14 protein-coding genes are annotated in these 18,041 nt (G+C 68.5%); 8 read left to right on the top strand and 6 right to left on the bottom strand.

From position 1 onward, the window contains the following. Positions 1 to 32 precede the first annotated feature (32 nt). On the top strand, positions 33 to 431 hold the full coding sequence (locus tag HCR12_RS02910; RefSeq protein WP_166867939.1) for a pyridoxamine 5'-phosphate oxidase family protein: 399 nt from the start codon (positions 33 to 35) through the stop codon (positions 429 to 431). A 66-nt stretch (positions 432 to 497) separates the two neighbouring features. Here the strand turns inward: HCR12_RS02910 and HCR12_RS02905 are convergent, their stop codons facing one another. Next, positions 498 to 1,493: a ribonucleotide-diphosphate reductase subunit beta gene (locus HCR12_RS02905; protein ID WP_166867941.1), complete on the bottom strand. Its 996-nt coding sequence runs from the start codon at positions 1,491 to 1,493 to the stop codon at positions 498 to 500. Positions 1,494 to 1,584: 91 nt separating this feature from the next. Next, positions 1,585 to 4,050 carry a ribonucleoside-diphosphate reductase subunit alpha gene (locus tag HCR12_RS02900; protein ID WP_191412350.1) on the bottom strand — a complete coding sequence of 822 codons (2,466 nt, stop codon included), beginning with the start codon at positions 4,048 to 4,050 and terminating at the stop codon, positions 1,585 to 1,587. A 265-nt stretch (positions 4,051 to 4,315) separates the two neighbouring features. Between HCR12_RS02900 and HCR12_RS02895 the strand changes: the two genes are divergently transcribed. Together HCR12_RS02895 and HCR12_RS02890 are read left to right on the top strand one after the other, a co-directional pair. Further along, positions 4,316 to 5,524, top strand: coding sequence for an MFS transporter (locus tag HCR12_RS02895; RefSeq protein ID WP_166867945.1), 1,209 nt, complete (start codon positions 4,316 to 4,318; stop codon positions 5,522 to 5,524). 152 nt (positions 5,525 to 5,676) lie between these two features. Beyond that, a complete protein-coding gene (locus HCR12_RS02890) occupies positions 5,677 to 8,115 on the top strand; it encodes a helix-turn-helix transcriptional regulator (protein WP_166867946.1) in 2,439 nt (812 codons plus the stop codon). Positions 8,116 to 8,127: 12 nt separating this feature from the next. Here HCR12_RS02890 and HCR12_RS02885 read toward each other — a convergent pair whose 3' ends face one another. Beyond that, positions 8,128 to 9,399 carry a glycosyltransferase family 2 protein gene (locus tag HCR12_RS02885; protein ID WP_166867948.1) on the bottom strand — a complete coding sequence of 424 codons (1,272 nt, stop codon included), beginning with the start codon at positions 9,397 to 9,399 and terminating at the stop codon, positions 8,128 to 8,130. A 346-nt stretch (positions 9,400 to 9,745) separates the two neighbouring features. On the opposite strand from HCR12_RS02885, the gene HCR12_RS02880 reads away from it, so the two are divergent. From HCR12_RS02880 to HCR12_RS02865, 4 genes are all read left to right on the top strand, one after another. After that, a complete protein-coding gene (locus HCR12_RS02880; protein WP_224763604.1) occupies positions 9,746 to 11,008 on the top strand; it encodes a nucleotide sugar dehydrogenase in 1,263 nt (420 codons plus the stop codon). A 9-nt stretch (positions 11,009 to 11,017) separates the two neighbouring features. Further along, entirely contained in the window at positions 11,018 to 12,073 is a 1,056-nt protein-coding gene (locus HCR12_RS02875) for an NAD-dependent epimerase/dehydratase family protein (RefSeq protein ID WP_166867952.1), read from the top strand. Between the two features lie 5 nt (positions 12,074 to 12,078). Beyond that, positions 12,079 to 13,980, top strand: a complete 1,902-nt coding sequence (locus HCR12_RS02870) for a polysaccharide deacetylase family protein (protein WP_166867954.1) — start codon at positions 12,079 to 12,081, stop codon at positions 13,978 to 13,980. Positions 13,981 to 14,123: 143 nt separating this feature from the next. Further along, on the top strand, positions 14,124 to 14,855 hold the full coding sequence (locus HCR12_RS02865; protein WP_166867956.1) for a hypothetical protein: 732 nt from the start codon (positions 14,124 to 14,126) through the stop codon (positions 14,853 to 14,855). A gap of 21 nt (positions 14,856 to 14,876) precedes the next feature. Here the strand turns inward: HCR12_RS02865 and HCR12_RS02860 are convergent, their stop codons facing one another. The 3 genes from HCR12_RS02860 to HCR12_RS02850 all read right to left on the bottom strand — a co-directional run bounded on the left by HCR12_RS02860 (position 14,877) and on the right by HCR12_RS02850 (position 16,967). Beyond that, complete coding sequence (locus tag HCR12_RS02860) at positions 14,877 to 15,863, bottom strand: aldo/keto reductase (protein WP_166867958.1); 987 nt, start codon at positions 15,861 to 15,863, stop codon at positions 14,877 to 14,879. A 46-nt stretch (positions 15,864 to 15,909) separates the two neighbouring features. Then, positions 15,910 to 16,695, bottom strand: coding sequence for an alpha/beta fold hydrolase (locus HCR12_RS02855; RefSeq protein ID WP_166867960.1), 786 nt, complete (start codon positions 16,693 to 16,695; stop codon positions 15,910 to 15,912). A gap of 71 nt (positions 16,696 to 16,766) precedes the next feature. Next, entirely contained in the window at positions 16,767 to 16,967 is a 201-nt protein-coding gene (locus tag HCR12_RS02850; protein WP_166867963.1) for a hypothetical protein, read from the bottom strand. Positions 16,968 to 17,167: 200 nt separating this feature from the next. On the opposite strand from HCR12_RS02850, the gene HCR12_RS02845 reads away from it, so the two are divergent. Next, positions 17,168 to 18,040 carry a DUF4349 domain-containing protein gene (locus HCR12_RS02845; protein WP_166867964.1) on the top strand — a complete coding sequence of 291 codons (873 nt, stop codon included), beginning with the start codon at positions 17,168 to 17,170 and terminating at the stop codon, positions 18,038 to 18,040. Position 18,041: the final 1 nt, after the last annotated feature.

Genomic DNA, 18,041 nt, shown 5'->3' with positions numbered 1-18,041 from the left:
ACTCTCGCATCGCCCCGACCTAGGGTTCAGTCATGAGCGAGACCACCGAGACCCTCTCCGACGACGAGTGCTGGGAGCTGCTGGAGGCCGCGGATGTCGGCCGCGTGATCTTCCGATCCGGTGACGACGACATCGAGGTGTTCCCCGTCACCCACCACATCGGCGGGCGCACGATCCTCTTCCGCAGCGCCCCCGGCGCGAAGCTCGCGCTCGTGGCCGACCGGCCGCGCGTCGCGTTCGAGATCGATGGCCACACCGATGATGAGGCCTGGAGCGTGATCGCCTGGGGCACCGCCGAGCGTCTCTCCGCCGACGACGAGATCATGCAGTCCGGCCTCCTCAGCCTCGTCACCTGGACCGACGACCAGAAGCACAGCTACGTGCGCATCACTCCCGACCGCCTGAGCGGCCGCCGCTTCACCCACTCCTGACCCGTCCCCGAAACATGAGAGCGCCGCACCCCGAGAAGGGATGCGGCGCTCGTCACGTGAATCGGACTACTTGCGGTCGCCCGTCGACGCCTTCGCGTTGGCTTCGTACGACGTGTTCGTCGACTCGAAGAAGTTCACCAGCTCGAGCGTGTCGTTCGCGGTCGCCATCCACTTCGCCGGGTTGACGACGTTGTAGTGCGGGCCGAAGCCGAGCTCCTCAAGACGACGGTCAGCCAGGTACTTCACGTACTGGTTGATGTAGTTCGCGTTGAGGCCGAGGATGCCGTTCGGCAGGAGGTCGTTGTTGTACTCCTCCTCCATCTCCACGGCGTCGAGGATCATCTGCTTGATCTCGGCGGCGAACTCCGGCGTCTGCAGCTCGGGGTTCTCGTCGAGCACCGTGAGGATCAAGTTGATGCCGAACTTCAGGTGCAGCGACTCGTCGCGCACGATCCAGTCCATGAGCGAACCGAAGTTGCGCAGCAGGTTCCGCTGACGGAACGACAGCGCCACCATGAAGCCCGAGTAGAACCAGATGCCCTCGAGGATGATGTTGTAGGCGATCAGGTTGCGGATGAAGTCCTGCTTGCCCTCCACCGTCTTGATGTCGAGGGTCTCCTCGGTCATCCGCTTGATGAACTTGACCTGGAACTCCTCCTTGCGCGCCATCGACGGAACGTCGACGTGCGCGTTGTAGGCCTCGTCGCGGTCGATCGGGAACGTCTCGAGGACGTACTCGAACGACATGCAGTGGTTGGCCTCCTCCCACATCTGCTTCGCGAGGTAGAGGTGCGCCTCGGGAGCGTTGATGTAGGGGTACACGCCGAACGCGAGAGCCTTGTTGACGAGGAGCTCGTTCGGGTTGAAGTACGACATGAGGAACGTCACGGCGTGACGCTCTTCGTCGGTCATCTTCTTGAAGTCGGCGATGTCCTCGCCGAGCTGGATCTCGTTCGGGAACCAGGTGTTGGCGACGGCCTGGTCATAGAGGTCCATCGCCCACTGGTAGGTGACGGGCTTGAGGAGGAGTCCTTCCTGGACTCCGGTACCGAGAATTCCCATGTCTGTTACTGGCAGCTTTCGCACTGAAGTTCGTCCATCGGGTCGACGGGCACTTCATAGCCGTCGATGGCGTTTCCGTAAGAGAGCGTGTTCACGAGAGGCCTCCGAAGCCACGGCGCGGGGCGGCCGCGGGAGCCGCCGCAGGGGTTGCAGGGGTTGCGGCGGGGGTCGCCGCCCCGAAGCCGCGCTGGGCGCCGGCTCCGGCGATGTCGGCAGCCTTGTTGACCTTGACGGTCGACTGCTCGGCCTGGTGACGCGGCTTCATGTGCAGGTAGTAGGTCGTCTTGACGCCCTTCTCCCATGCCGCGTAGTAGATGTCCATCATGTCGCCGAGATCGCGGGTCTCGAGGTACATGTTGCGGCTGATCGCCTGGTCGATCCACTTCTGCGCACGCGCCGCGACCTCGATGAACGAGTGGGGCGAGAGCTGGAAGCTGGTCTTGTAGACCTTCTTGATCTCCTCGGGGATCGAGGGGATGCCCTGGATGTCGCCCTGGCTGCGGAGCACGTCCTCGCGCACGTCGTTCCAGATGCCGAGCTTCTGCAGGTCGTTCACGAGGTTGCGGTTGACCTCGAGGAACTTGCCGTTGCTCGTGGAGCGGCTGAAGATCTGCGCGAACTGCGGGTCGAGACCGGGCGTGGTGCCGGCGACGAGACCGATGGACGCAGTGGGGGCGATCGCCATGAGCGTCGCGTTGCGCATGCCGCCCTTGACCTTCTCGCGCAGGCGATCCCAGTCGAGGCGCATCGTGCGGTTGACCGTGATCGGGATGCCGCGGTCCTTCTCGGTGAGTGCGATCGAGTCGAACGGCACGAGGCCCTGCGACCAGCGCGAGCCCTCGAAGTTGTCGTACGAGCCGCGCTCGCGAGCGAGGTCGGCCGACTCGTCGATCGCCGCGTAGGAGACGTGCTCCATGATCTCGTCCATGAGCGCGTAGGCCTCTTCGGACTCATACGAGAAGCCGAGCTTCTCGACGACATCCGTGAAGCCCATGACGCCCAGGCCGATGGCGCGGTTGGTCTTGTTGGCGTGGTCGGCCTCAGCCACCGAGGACTCGGTGATGTCGATGAGGTTGTCGAGCTGACGCACAGCGCTGCGCGCAGACTCCTCGACGAGCGCCCAGTCGAATCCGAGGCCGCCGTTCTCGTCGACCTTCAGGTGAGTCGAGAGGTTGATCGAGGCGAGGTTGCAGACGGCGATGTTCTCGAGGTCCTGCGGGAGGCAGATCTCGGTGCAGAGGTTCGAGAGGTGGATCGTGCCCGTGTTGTTGTTGAGGGCGCGGTTGTTGATCGTGTCCTTCCAGGTGAGCCACGGGTGGCTCGTGGTCTGGAGCGACATGAGGATGTCCTTGAACTGGGCGCGCGCCGAGATCTTCTGGAACATGCGCATGCGGCCGGCCTCAGCCTCCGCGACGTAGTGCGCGTAGCGCTCCGAGAACTCCTGGCCGAAGAGCTCGTTGAGATCTCCCACCTCGAGCGGGTCGAACAGGTACCAGTCCTGGTCGTTCTGCACGCGCTTCATGAACTCGTCCGAGATCCAGACGGCCGTGTTGGCGGTGCGGGTGCGACGGTAGGGGTCGCCGGAGTTCTGACGCAGGTCGAGGAACTCGGGGAAGTCGAGGTGCCAGTTCTCCATGTAGAAGCACAGGGCGCCGAACTTCTTGCCGCCGCGGCTGACCGCGCGCAGCACCGAGTCGATCGTGTGCATGAACGGGATGGGGCCGGTCGACATGGTGTTGTTCGAGCGGATGGGCGAGCCCTGCGAGCGGAGCTTGGTGACCGAGAGGCCGATGCCTCCGGTGCCCTTCGTGAGCCACATGACGTCGCGCACGCTCTTGGCGATGTGCTCGATGTCGTCGTGCATCTCCATGACGAAGCAGTTGGAGAGCTGCGGGTAGGCGGTGCCGGCGTTGACGAGGGTGGAGCCCGCGGCGAGGTACTCGAGCTTCGACATCTTGTTGTAGAACTCGATGGCGTGCGTCGTGGGGTCGGCTTCGTTGAGCGAGAGGCCCATCGCGATGCGCATCCAGAAGAACTGCGGAACCTCGAGCGGCTCGTTGTTGCGCGCCTTGATGCTGTAGCGGTTGTTGAGCGTGACGACGCCGATGTACTTGAGCAGGCCGTCGCGGCTCGGCTCGAGCGCCTCGGCGAGACGCTCGAGGTCGAAGAGGTCGGGGAAGCGCGCGTCGAGGAGAAGCTCTTCGACGCCCTGCTTGATGGCGCGCGGGAAGTGCTCGACGTGGAGCGCCTTCAGCTCGTCGTCGGTGCGGTAGTCACCGAGGACGCGCTTGTAGATCGTCTTGAGGAGCAGACGCGCCGCGACGGTGTCGAACTGGGGGTCGTCCTTGACGTTCTGGAGGGCGACCTGGATGACGGCCTCGTCGAGCTGCTGGGTGCTGATGCCGTCGAAGAGGGTGAGCTCGAGCTCGGATGCGATCTGCGTCACCCACGTGATGTTCTCGTCGAGCCCCTGACTCGCATCCTCGATCGCCAGGTTGATCTTGTTCGCGTCATACGGCTCGCGCTGCCCATTGCGCTTCACGACGGTGATAGCCACGTGATTCCTTCCCTCTCGCGCAGTGCTGCGCGGCCCACGGTTGTTGTTGCTCGACGATCTGGAAACCTGCCCTCGACCGGCCGAAAATCTGCCTCATCGCACTCTCCCGGCCGGGAGGTCTCACCACTATATATCGGGTGACTTAGGGGCCGCCAACCCTAGATGTAGTGGGCGTGTCGTCCACAGATGTGCATAAGTTCGCGGGGTTATCCCCACTTTCCACAGCCTAGGTCGAGCGGCAGACACGACTAGGGTGAAGGATGCCGTGAACGCATATCTGAGCCTCCTGCGCACACCCGGGGTCGCCCGGATCATCGCCGCGCAACTCCTCGCACGATTCCCGGGCGGGATGCTCGCCCTCGGGTTCCTCATCCACATCGAGCACATCTTCGACAGCTACGCCGCAGCGGGCATCGTGCTGGCATCGATGTCGGTCGGGCAGGCGATCTCCGGCCCCATCACGAGCAGATGGATGGGGCGCTGGGGCATGCGCCCCGTGCTCATCCTCACCGTCCTCGTGTGCGCGACCGCGATCGCCACGATCGCCCTCGCGCCACTCGCCCTCTGGGGCTACACGACGGTCGCCTTCCTGGCAGGGCTGAGCTACCCGCCCATCCAGCCGGCCGTTCGCACGATCTATCCCAAGATCGTCAACTCGCGCCAGCTCACTCCGCTGTTCTCGCTCGACGCATCCGCGCAGGAGATCATCTGGGTGCTCGGCCCCGTGGTCGTCACGTTCGTCTCGCTGCAGGTCTCGAGCGTGCTCGGCATCATGATCTCGGTCGGGTTCCTCATCCTGGGTGGCGCCTGGTTCATCAGCTCTCCCGAGGTGGGACAGGTGCGGATCCCGCCGAGCACCCGCAAGCTCGGCGTCGTGCTCAAGCGCCCGCCCGTGCTGCTCGCCTCGGTCGTGGGCTTCCTGCTCGTGGGCGCGTGCGCCGCGATCGAAGCCGGCGTCGTCGCGGAGTTCGGCGAAGGGGGCGCCGCGGCCGGACTCGTGCTCGCGATCTTCTCGATCACCTCGCTCGTCGGCGGACTCGGGTTCGGGCACATCCCGATCGGACCCTGGGCGCTCATGCGCCGCATGGCCCTCTTCACCGCTGGTGTGGCTCTCGCCGTGTGGGCGTTCGACTTCTGGACGATCTCGGGAGCCCTCGCGATCGCCGGCCTCGGCATGGCCCCCGCCCTCGCGGTCATGTTCACCATCGTCTCGGCGAGTGTGAAGTTCTCCGACACCGCCGAGGCCTACGGATGGGTCGGCACCGGTCAGCTCATCGGCGCCGCGATCGGATCGGCGATCGCGGGCTTCCTCATCGACGGCATGGGGTCCGCTGGCGGGTTCGTCACGGCGCTCGCGTTCTCCGTGGTGGGTGTGCTCGTGCCGACGATCTTCGTGCGGCATCTGCCCGATCTGCGCGGACGTGACGCCTCTCCGCTCCCCGAGACCTCGCCCATCCCCGTCCAGCCGAGCTGAGCGATTCTCCACGATGCTCTTGCGGAAGTCCGCAATTCGGAGTAGACCGAGGTGTCGGTGCACCCCCCAGATCGACGACGACCTGGATTCGACCGCATCCTCTGGAGCTCGCCACGGCTCCGCGGAGCAGCGCACCGACCCGCCGCATCAGCATGCTGAAAAGTCACGAGCAGCTCCTCGAAGCCGTCGGGGATCAGAGCAGGAACGCCCTCGAATCGGCGCTCCTGCTGATCGGCGACGTCGGGAGCGGGAAGTCGTCGCTGCTCGAGGAGGCGCGCAGACGCGACCCGGGCAGAGTCGCGACGGTGCGCGTCAACTTCGGCGAGGCGACCTGGCCGCTGTCCGGCGCCTCCGCCCTGCTCGGATCCCTCGGCGACGCGCGTGTCGCCGCATTCTCGGGTCGGTTCACCCTGCGCGAGGACGTGCCGCTCGCTGAGGCAGCGGGTGAGCTGCTCGTGATGCTGCGAGGCCTCGCCCTCGCACCCACCACCGTCTACGTCGACGACATCGACCGGATGGACCCCACGAGTCGTCACCTCATCGGCTACATGTGCGGGCACCTTGCGGGGTCGGGCCTGCGGCTCGTGGCGACCGCGGTCGCTGTTCCCTCGGATGAGCCGCTGGCGGGAGTGCCACGGCTCGATCTCCCCCGTCTGAGCGACGAAGACGCCGCCGCTCTGGCCCCCCGGAATCTGCACCCCGGCACGCTCCGGCTCCTCACCTGGACCTGCGACGGCAATGTGCACGCATTCACCACCCAGCTCGCAAGCCTCACGCGCGAGCAGCGTGAGGGGCGCGACCCGCTCCGCTTCCCTCTCTCCCCCGGCTCGGCCGCGCGCGCCCGCCTCGCCCGCGCGCACAGCTCGCTGGGACCCCACCAGATCGAGATCCTGGAACGGCTCGCCATCTGCCCGCTCCACGGACACGCGTCCGTCGCCCGCTGGACGCCGGATGCCGAAGACGCGCTGCAGGAGCTGCTCGATGCCGGGGTCGTCGTCGACAGTCGCGGCTACGTGCATCTGCGCGACAACCTCGTGCGCGCAGCCGTCGCCGCCGGGCTCGCGACATCACGCCGACGCACCCTGCACACTGAGCTCCAGGCCGTCGCCGACCCGCTCGTCGCACCCTGGCACGCGGCCTCTCTCGCGGAGCCTGAGAAGCATCGCTCGGCCCTGCTCGATTCCGCTGTGCAGCTGGCGAAGCTCGGGCGCCCGGGCGCGGCCGTCGAGTTCGCGGACCGCGCGATCCGGCTCGGCCGTGGCGGGCTCGACAGGGGGCTTGCCGCGCTCGCCGATGCGCTCATGCTCGCGGGCGAGACGGAGCTCGCCGACCGCACCCTGCGACAAGCCGAGCTCGACGCCGACGAGCACGAGGAGCTCGATCGTGTGGGATCGCGCGTCGCCTTCGCAACCGGGCGACTGAGCGCCGTCTTCGATCCCGCTGACGCCGCCGACCTCGACGGCACGCACACGAGCGACGCCGATGCGAACGACCCCCCGTCGCTGGCGTGGGCGGCGCGCCGTGCGATCCTCGCGGGCCACGTCGATGACGCCCGGGACGGCATCGCGCGCCTCGCCCGCGCCGTCGAACGACCGAGCCGCGTCTGGTCAGGGTGGATCACGGCACTCGGCATCGAACGCGCCTGGCGAGCCGGGGAGCTCGCGGAGGCATTCGAACTCGCGCGCGAGTGGGACCCGACCGGACGCGGCGGCTCCGGACCCGAATGCTTCGTGCCGATCCGCGTCTGGACGCACCTCGCCAGCGACGACCTGACGTCTGCGCGAGCCGAGCTGCGAGAGTGGTCGGCCCGGACAGGATCTCGCACCGGCACGCTCATCACCGCCTCCGGGCTCGCTTTCGAGGCCGAGCTGGCTCGGCTCGACGGCGACGACGCCGCAGCCCTCGAACATCTGCTCGTGGCCGATTCCATCGCCGCCTCGTTCGAGGATCCCTCCCTCACGCGCCACCTGCCCGACCTCATCGAGCTGCTCGCCGCCGCCGAACGGTCGACACAGGCCCACGAGATGCTCGAACGCCTCCGAGCGCAGGCGGATGCGCATCCGTCGCGCTGGTCGGCTCTCGCGGTCGCCCGTGCACGCGTGGCTCTCAGCACCGATGACGGGGCGCACAGCGCGATCGAGAGCGCTCGCGGGGCGCTCGCGACCCCGGCCCCCGGGCTGGGCTTCGAGCGCGGGCGACTGCACCGAGCCATCGCTGCGCGCCTCGCCGCCCTCGGCGCCGCCGCCCAGGCTGCGGCAGCCGATGCCGACTCCCACATCGCGTTCGCGAGCGCGGGGGCGCTCCCCTGGGTGCTGCGCCCCACCCCGCCGCGGTCGACGACGCATCCTGTCGCCGCGATCGAGTCGGGTGCCCCACCTGCCGCTCAGGTGACGGCGCTCCCGTCAGCAGCGCTCGTCGCCCTCACCCCCGACGAGCGCAGCGTCGTGGAACTCGTCGTGCGAGGGCTGCACAACAAGGAGATCGCGGCGCGGCTGTTCGTCTCGGTGCGCACCGTCGAACTGCGCCTCACTCACGTGTACCGCAAGCTCGGGGCCCGGTCCCGCTCGCACCTGGTCGCCCTGCTGCGCTGATCGAGCGCAGCGTCAGCCGCCGGCGAGCGCCCGCCGTTCGGGCGAGGCCCACCGCCCGTCCGCACCCCCTATGGCCGACTGAGCGAGCGCTCTCAGGCAGATCGCCGCGTCCATGATGCGCAGCGCGGGGAATGCGAGCCCGCGCACCAGATAGCTGATGCGGCGCGAGTGCCACGCCGCGAAGAGGGTGAGGAGGTAGTCGGGCACGACGACGCCGAGCAGGATCGCGAACGGCGGGATCACCGTCACGATCGTCGCGGCTGTGCCCGTCTGGTCGAGAGGGACGACCAGGAGGGCGACGAACCCGACGAGCATCACGGGGACCGTGAGCACCATGAACAGACTGCTCGACACGAGCTCCACGATCGACAGGGCGAGGAGCGCCCAGAAGCGCCCCCGACGCAGCCCATGCCGCCGGACGGTCTGCCAGAAGCCGAGACTCCAGCGGTGCACCTGCTTGCGGTAGTCGCGCAGGTTGTCCGGGTCCTGCGTGAGGGCGATCGCCGCGGAGGGGCGGAAGGCGATGCGTCCGAGCGACTTCGCGTGCACCTCGAACGTCATGTTGTAGTCCTCGATGACGAGACCGGGGGCGTCGATGTCGATATCGGCGAGGATGCGCGTGCGGTACATGCTCGCGAAGCCCGGCACGATCGCGACGGCATTGAGGTGACGGGCGGCCTGGCCGAACTTCTGCAGGTACTGAACGCTCAGATAGAGGCGTTCGCGATAGGCCACGAGCAGTCGGCCGATGCGCGTGGGCGGGCGCGGGTCGAGCAGAGTGGTGGCCCTCCCCGCCACGGCGACGACGTCGGGATCCGCGAACTCGGCCAGACCCGAGACGAGATAGTCGTCGGAGAGCTGGCTGTCGGCGTCGAGCAGCACGACGACCTCGAAGCGCTCAGCGAGGCGCAGCTCGTCGATCACCGCGCGGATGGCTCCCGCTTTGCCGCGGTTCGGCTGCAGATCGAGCACGCTCGCGCCTTCGGCCTGCGCGACGGCGACTGTGCGGTCGCGGGATCCGTCCGAGACGACGAAGACGTTCTCGACGGGGACCTGACGCGCTGCCGACCGGATCGTCTCGGCGATCACGAGCTCCTCGTTGTGTGCCGCGACCACGACGGCGACCGCGTCGGGAGTCGGAACCGGGGACGTCTGCACCTCGCGGCGACCGCGCGACCGCACGTTGCGCGCGCGGGCAGCGAGCACCCGCACCACCGCGGATGACAGCCACAGCAGGGTGCCGAATCCTGCGACGACGACGAAGGTCACGACGAATGCGATCACGGCGCCTCCTCGGGCAGGGAGTGCCTCCGACGCTACCCATTCGGCGAGCGCGCGCATCCCGCAACCTCGTGCGGGATGCCGCACGCGTGTGCGGATTCCCGCAACGCGCCCGCGCCCTTCCGCACTCATCGCCCCAGAACGTTGACGGCCACCTGGCACAGGTCGAGAGTGGCTCCGGCGCCGTCCCCCCGCAGCGCCCAACCTCCCCCCGCCCCTGCGTCGCTACCCCCGGCGCCTCTTCATGGAGGCATACGCAATGACGTCCCTGGAAACTCGTCCGCGCCTGGACACCGCCCCACCTCGCCTGGCGGCTTTCGAGCCAGCCATACCGAGCATCGAGCCCTTCGTGAGCGACCGCTTCGACGTCGCGATCGTCGGGCTCGGCTACGTCGGCCTCCCCACCGCGCTCTCCTACCTGCGCTCGGGATCGCGCGTGCTCGGCCTCGAGATCTCGAAGGCTCGGGTCGACGCCATCCGCGCGGGCACGGTGGATCTGCTGCCGTCGGACCACGAACGGCTCGCCGCGTTCGTCACGACGCCGAGCTTCGAGATGAGCAGCGACCCCGCCTCGCTCGCTCGTGCGGGTGCCGTCGTCATCTGCGTGCCGACGCCCGTCGACCACCATCTGGTGCCCGACCTCACGATCCTCCGCGCGGCGTGCGCGGACGTGGTGGCGAACGCCGTCGCCGGGCAGATCATCATCCTGACCTCCACGACCTACGTCGGCTGCACGCAGGATCTGCTCGTGGAGGCCCTCGCCGAGCGCGGACTCATCGCGGGATCGAACATCTCGGTCGTGTTCAGCCCCGAGCGCATCGACCCCGGCAACAGCTCCTTCGAGCACGAGGAGGTGCCCCGCGTCGTCGGCGGCGCGACCGTGTCGTGCGCGCTGCGTGCCGCCGTGGTGCTCGGCCGCACCACCATGAACGTGCACCACGTCGACTCGCTCGCGGCGGCCGAGATGACCAAGCTGCTCGAGAACACCTTCCGTGCGGTCAACATCGCCCTCGCGAACGAAGTCGCGGACATCTGCCGTGAACTCGGCGTGCCGGTGACGAGTGTCATCGACGCGGCGGCTACCAAGCCGTACGGGTTCATGCCCTTTCTCCCCGGGCCCGGGGTCGGCGGCCACTGCATCCCCTGCGATCCGCACTACCTGCTGTGGCAGCTGCGGGAGCGTCGGGTGGCAGCGCCGATGATCAGTCAGGCCATGACCGAGATCGCCTCGCGCCCGGCGCGCGTGGTCGACCGCGCCTCGCAGGTGCTCTCGGATGTCGGCCTCGGGCTCGCGGGAACCCGGATCCTCGTCCTCGGTGTCACCTATAAGCCGAACGTCGACGATGTCCGCGAATCGCCGGCCCTCGAGATCATCCAGGGTCTCGAGCGCCGCCACGCCGTCGTCGAGTACTTCGATCCCCATGTGGCCGAGGTGCGGCTCGCGGGTGACCGGGTGCTCCGCTCGGTCGCCGACCCTGAGGCGTTCGATCCGCAGCTGGTGATCCTGCACACGCGGCATCGCGACCTCGACCTGTCCTGGCTCGACGATCGCCACCTGCTGCTCGACGGCAGCTACCGCGAACTCGACGCCCCTCGTCGGTACGCGCTGTAGGGCCGGGTCATGCGAAGCGTCGTCACCGGCGGAGCCGGTTTCCTGGGCAGTCACCTCGTCGAGCTTCTGCTCGATCTCGGCGATGATGTCGTCGTCCTCGACGATGAGAGCACGGGGCGCACCGCGAACCTCGCGCTCGTCGATGGGCATCCGAACCTGCAGTACGTCCGAGGTTCCGTTCTCGACGGTCGTGGGGTGGCAGCCGCCGTCCGCGGCGCCGATCGGGTCTTCCACCTCGCGGCCGCGGTGGGCGTGCACCGCATCGTCGACCGCCCGCTCGAGGGTCTGCGCATCAATGTTCACGGCACCGAGAACGTGCTCGACGCGTGCGTCGCCCACGGAGCACGTCTGCTCCTGGTGTCGACGAGCGAGATCTACGGCAAGAACACCGCGGATGCGCTCTCGGAGGATTCCGACCGAGTGCTCGGCTCGCCGCTCAAGGCGCGCTGGACGTACGCCGCGGCGAAAGGGCTCGACGAGTCGTTCGCACACGCGTACGCGCAGGAGTACGGACTCGAGGTCGCGATCGCCCGCCCGTTCAACACCGTGGGCCCCCGCCAGACCGGTCGATACGGCATGGTCGTGCCCGGGCTCGTGGGGCAGGCGCTTCGCGAAGAGCCGCTCACGGTGTACGGGGACGGCGAGCAGTCCCGCTGCTTCTCGTCGGTGCGCGACGTCGTGCCGGCGTTCGTGCGCCTCGTCGAGGAGCGTCGCGCTTTCGGCCGCGCGGTGAACCTCGGCGGCGGCACCGAGATCTCGATCAAGCATCTCGCCGAGCGGATCATCGAGATCACCGGCAGCCGCAGCACGATCCGATTCGTTCCCTACGAGGAGGCGTACGGCGCCGGGTTCGAGGACATGCGACGACGCGTGCCCGACAACTCGCTCGCCCGCGAGCTCATCGGGTTCGTCCCTGCGACGAGCATCGACGAGATCATCTGGAGCGTCGCCTCGACGCTCGGATCCGACGACCGGGTGATGCGGTTCCCCCACCCCGCATCCGGTTCACCCACCACCCTCACCACCACCGTGGTGGCGGCAGCCGCCACAGGCATCCCGAGGTGATACCCATGCACGCACGACGCTTTCTGAGCTGGATCGGAGCCGCCGTCGTTCTGGCGGTCATGATCACGGTCGCCGGTCTCTCCTGGTCGAACCAGGGCCCCACAGTCGAGCCGGCGTCGGAGGCGAGCTCCTCCGACACGGCTGACATGAGCGACACCACCCAGACGACTGTCGACGAGCCGATGGACGAGGACGCCACCGGCGACCCGCCTGCAGAGGACCCGCCCGCCGACGAGTCGGATCGGGTCGTGCCACGCCAGCCGACCTCGCCGCGGTCTCCGACGCAGGCGGTCACCCCCGTGACTCCCGTGACGCCGGTGGCACCGGGCCCGATCACGCCCCGGGATCCCGTCACCCCCACGGACCCGACGGACCCGACGGCCCCCACGGGCCCGACTGATCCCACCGATCCGACCGACCCGACTGACCCCACTGACCCGACCGATCCGACTGATCCCACGGATCCGCCGATCAAGACCGGGCCGCTCACGACCATCAGCCTCACCTTCGATGACGGCGGCGCGGGCCAGGCGCTCGCGGCGAACATCCTGTCGAGCCGCGGTCTGCACGGAACCTTCTTCGTGAACTCCGGCACCGTCGGCACCTCCGGCAAGCTCACCCTGCCGCAGCTGCGGAGCTTCCTCTCCTCCGGTCACGAGATCGGCGGTCACACCGTGACGCACGTCGACCTCGCCACCGTGCCGATCGACGAGGTCGCACGGCAGATCTGCAACGACCGCAGCCAGCTGATCGACTGGGGTTTCCCCGCGCGCAGCTTCGCGTATCCGTTCGCCTCGGTGACGGACGCGGTGGCCGAGGTCGTCACCGACTGCGGCTACAACAGCGGTCGGCTCCTCGGAGACATCCGCTCGCGGTTCGGCTGCGCGGAGTGCGACTGGGCGGCCGTGCTGCCGCCCGTGCGCCCCTCCGTCACCTACGCACTCGACCAGTGGGACGACACCTGGGGGCTGCAGGACCTCATCGACTCGGTGCTCGCAGCGGAGGAGAACGGCGGAGGGTGGGTGCAGTACACGTTCCACGACGTCTGCACGAGCGTCTGCGGCGAACTCGATGTGAGCACCGCCGTGCTCGAGGCCTTCGCCGACTGGCTCGCCGAACGCGGAGAGACCCGCAACACCGTCGTCAGCACGGTGGGCGAAGCAGTGGGAGGCCCCGTCGCCCCGGCTGTGCCCGGCCCTGCGGTCCCGCCGCCCGGTGACGGGAACGGCGTCGTCAACCCCGACCTCGAGATCATGCAGAACGGGTTCCCGGCGTGCTGGCAATGGACGCCATGGGGCGACAACGACGCGACGGTCTCGATCGTCTCGCCGGGGCACTCAGGCAACCACGCGGCCCAGATCGATGTGACCCGGTGGGTCGAAGGCGACGGCAAGGTGATTCCGTCGCTCGACCTCGGATCCTGCGCCCCGAGCGTCGCGACAGGCCAGAGCTACACCCTCTCCGCCTGGTACCAGTCGACGACCGTCACCCAGTTCGCCATCTACCTGCGCACCTCGACGGGCGCGTGGGAGTACTGGACCTCGAGCCCGTGGTTCGCGTCAGCGACCGACTGGACTCAGGCCGTGTGGACGACGGCCGAGGTGCCGCCCGGCTACACGGGCATCAGCTTCGGACTCAACATCTTCAACGTGGGCACTCTGGTGACCGACGACTACTCGATCACCGTCGCGACTCCCCCCACCGCGACCGCGCTCACCGCTGAACCGATGGCGATGGAGGCCGAAGAGACTCTGCCGGTCGCACCTGCACAGCCACCCGCCGAGGACCCCGTGTCGGATCCTCCTGTAGAGCAGCCCCCCGCTGAGGACCCGCCTGCCGAGACGACAGAGAGCGTCCCGGACGATGCGGAACCTGTTCCCCTCGAGGCGACGGTGCCCGAGGCGTGAGCGCGGCGGCGAGGAGGTCGCGCATCGGTCCGGTGTGCGTGGCCCTCCTCGCCGTCGCTTCATGCTCCGGCGACGCGGGCGCCGTCGATCCGACCGGTTCCCCCGCCCCCTCATCGTCGGCCGACGCGACCCGGGAGGCGACCGTGACCCCCACTCCAGAACAGACACCGCAGTCACCCGGCACACCCGCACTGCCCGCCCCGCCCGCGCCCGCGCCCCCTGCGAGCGGGTATCCGTGGCACACGGGGATCGTCGCGGCCACCTTCTGGGTGGGCGAGATCTTCGATCCGAACGCCGCCGACGGCAGCCAGATGCTGTCCACCTACGACTCCGACTGGTACGGCTCGTACGGAGGGTGCGACGGCAACGTGGTGAACGGCGGATGCGAGACGGAGGCGCGCACTGCGGCGAACGACTACTTCCCGACGAGCATGACGCCGCGCGAGAACCCGTTCTACCTCGACGTGCCCTACGACGACATCAACGACCCCACGGGGTTCGCGCAGCGTGACTCGGTGATCCCGTGGGCGGGATCGGAGCCGTACCGCTCTCACCGCGGCGACCAGAACTTCAGCTACCTCAAGAACCGGTGGGTGCAGCTGACGCGCGGGGGTCGCACCTGCTTCGGCCAGATTCAGGATGCCGGACCGGGTGAGTACCACGACGCGGCCTATGTGTTCGGCTCGAACGACGCCCGCCCCGCCAATACGCGGTATGGGGGCGCGGGCCTCGACGTGTCGCCCGCGCTCACCGGGTGCCTGGGATTCCCCGAGATCAACGGCATCAACGCGAAGGTCGACTGGCGCTTCGTCGAGGAGCGGGAGGTGCCTGCGGGCCCGTGGACGCGCATCGTCACCACGAGCGGGGTGCGATGATGCTCCCCGCTCGTGGTGCGCCTACCAACGCGGGTGGACGGCCGCGCGGAAGCGGCGGTCGTAGATCTCTCGCACCGATGCGGTGAAGTCCTCGCCGAGCGGGCCCACCGAGCCGGCAGCAGCGTTGGACTGGGCCTGGGCGACGTTGCGCGCACCGGGGATCACGGTCGAGACGCCGGGCAGCTGCGCCACCCAGGCGAGTGCGGCCGTCGCCGGTGCGAGGCCCGCCTCGGCCGCGAGCGCCGCGAACTCCTGGGCAGCCTCCACGCCCTCGGCGTAGTCGACACCCGAGAACGTCTCACCCTGATCGAAGGCTTCGCCGTGGCGGTTGTAGGTGCGGTGGTCGTCGGCGCTGAAGGTGGTGTCCTTCGTGTAGCGCCCCGAGAGCAGGCCGCTCGCGAGCGGCACGCGTGCGATGATCCCGACGCCGGCCTCCTGGGCAGCGGGGAGCACGTCGTCGAGAGGCTTCAGCCGGAACGCGTTGAGGATGATCTGCACGCTCGCGACACGGGGTCGTGCGATCGCAGCGAGCGCCTCCTCCACACGTTCCACACTCACGCCGTAGTTGGCGATCGCGCCCTCCTCCACGAGGGTGTCGAGGGCGTCGAACACCTCATCCGAGCCGTACACGGGCGTGGGCGGGCAGTGCAGCTGCACGAGGTCGAGCGTGTCGACGCGGAGGTTCGCGCGGCTGCGATCCGTCCACGCGCGGAAGTTCTCGAGCACGTAGTTCTCGGGAATCTGGTCGACGCGGCGACCCATCTTGGTGGCGACCATGACGTCCGCGTCGGGGCGTGCGGCGCGCCAGGACGCGATGAGCGTCTCGCTGCGGCCGTCCCCGTACACGTCGGCGGTGTCGAAGAAGGTGACCCCCGCCTCCCAGCTCGCGTCGAGAACCGCGTGGGCGTCGGCCTCGCTCACCTCACCCCAGTCGGCGCCGAGCTGCCAGGTTCCGAGACCGATGACCGAGACGTCGCGGCCCGTGCGGCCGAGGGTGCGCGTGTGCATGCACGAGAGCTTAGGCCGAGTCACCGAGGGGCGGCAGGGGTGCGGATCATTCGTCGTCGTCCACCGCAGCGGCGACCGCGCGGGCGAGGCGCTTTCCCACGAGGTGGTCGCTCGCCCGCACACGCGTGACGTTCACTCCGCGGAGGCGCTCTGCGATCCGGATGCCGCCGGGCGAGGCGAACTGGTCGAGCGTCCCGTAGACGATCTCGACCGGCGCGTCGAGGAAGGCCAGATCGGAGATCGTCGTCTGGGATTCGATCGTGTTCTCGAGCGAGCGCACGAACGGCACCCAGTTCTCGGCCGTCACCTCGAGCACGTTCGGGATGGGGGTGAGCTTCGAGAGGATGCCCGCCTGCCGCTGTGTGAGCTGCGGGTTCTCGCGCATGAAGCGGTAGACCCGGAGGTAGAGATCCTGGAGCGTGCGCTCGTATTCTCCGGAGAGCGCGCGCGGGTTGATGTAGATGGGCGGGTTCACGAGCACGAGCCGCTTCACACGGCGCCGGTTTCGCGCCGCGTAGCGCGTGCCGATGAGCGCCCCCATCGAATGCCCGACGAGCACGAACGGCCCCCGCAGTCGGAGCGAGCGGATCGTGCGGTCGAGTGCCGCGACGTGGTCCTCGAGCTTGTAGGCGCAGTCGAGCGGCGCCGGCGACTCCCCGAACCCGAGCAGATCGATCGTGATGCAGCGGTAGCGCGTCTCGAGCAGCGGAACGACATTGTGGAACGTCACGGACGACGACGCGATCCCGTGGATCATGATGACGACGGGGCCGGATCCGACGTCGCCGGCCACATGCAGCAATGGCGCGCGCTTGAACGGATTCCACCCCATGTCCCGAGGTTATCGGGAGCATGGGGTGGTGTTCCGCCATCCGGCGGGGCGAGGCCCGCGGGGCGCGCGACTCAGTTGTCGTCGCGCAGCTTCTCCTTGTACTCGTTCTTCGCACGCACCTGGTCGCGCTCGGATTCCGCACGCTTGACGTCCGCGTCGGCGCGGGCCTCATCGGCCTTGTCGCTCACGCGCTCCTTGGTGTCGTCAACCCACTCGCCGACCTTCTTGCCGGTGGCGTCGGCGGCGTCCTTCGCGTTCTCCACGAAACCCATGTCGTCCTCCTCGGGGTCAGGCAGATGTCTGCCTTTCTGTGGTCTCCATCCCACACGCACCGTCGAGATCACCCCAGGGCCTTGACAGCCGAGGGCGGAGGCGTGAGATGTGGGACGTGACTGTTCCGTGATCGGAAGACGATCGAATCGTGATGAAAGTTGGGTGGCGCTCGCATTCCCGTCGGGCCTAGCGTCGCGTCATGACCCAGCGACGCCTTCTCCCCCTCTTCGCCGCTTCAGCCATCGCCGCTGTGCTGCTCTCCGGCTGCTCGTCGAGCGGCGGCGCGTCGGACGCCGGCGCGTGGACCGAATATGCGGTGGAAGCCGAAGGCTCGGATGCGGCGAGCCTGGACGCGGACGGCGCCGACCGCGACCTCGTCGTCACGGGAACCGTCACGATGACGGTCGACGACCCGATCGATGCCGCGAACGAGGCACGCGACCTCGTCGTGTCGGCCGGGGGGCGCGTGGACGCGCGCGAGCAGTCGGCCCCGCGCGACGGGCACTCCGGCACCGCCCAGCTTCAGCTGCGCATCCCCGCCGACGAGCTCGAAGGCGTGCTCGATCAGCTCGGCGACCTCGGACGCATCGACGACACCTCGACGCAGTCGGTCAGCGTCGGCACCCAGCAGCGTGACATCGAGGCCCGCATGACGACGCTCCGCACATCGATCGCGCGCTACACGACGTGGCTCGCGACCGCGCAGACCACCTCCGACCTCATCGAGCTGGAGGGTGCGATCTCGCAGCGCCAGATCGAACTCGAGAGCCTCGAGGCGCAGCAGCGGACCCTCGCCGATCAGGTGGCTTTCTCGACGATCGAGCTGCACCTCTATTCCGACGACACGAGCCCCGTTGCGACGGGCCCCTCCGACTTCGGCTCTGCCCTCGTCGTGGGGTGGGAGGCGTTCGCCGCCTTCTGGATCGGCGCGACGGTCGTGCTGGGCGTGCTGCTGCCGTGGCTTCTGCTGCTGGGGGCGACCGGGGCGGTCGTGATCCTGATCGTGCGGGCGCGACGTCGGCGCGACGGCGCGGGACCTTCGACCGAGCCGGGACACAGCACTCCGGCCTAAG

The organism is Salinibacterium sp. ZJ70, assembly GCF_011751865.2.
Taxonomy (GTDB): Bacteria; Actinomycetota; Actinomycetes; order Actinomycetales; family Microbacteriaceae; genus Homoserinibacter.
The sequence above is the reverse complement of the archived record's forward strand: the minus strand, read 5'-3'. Positions and strand labels throughout refer to the sequence as shown.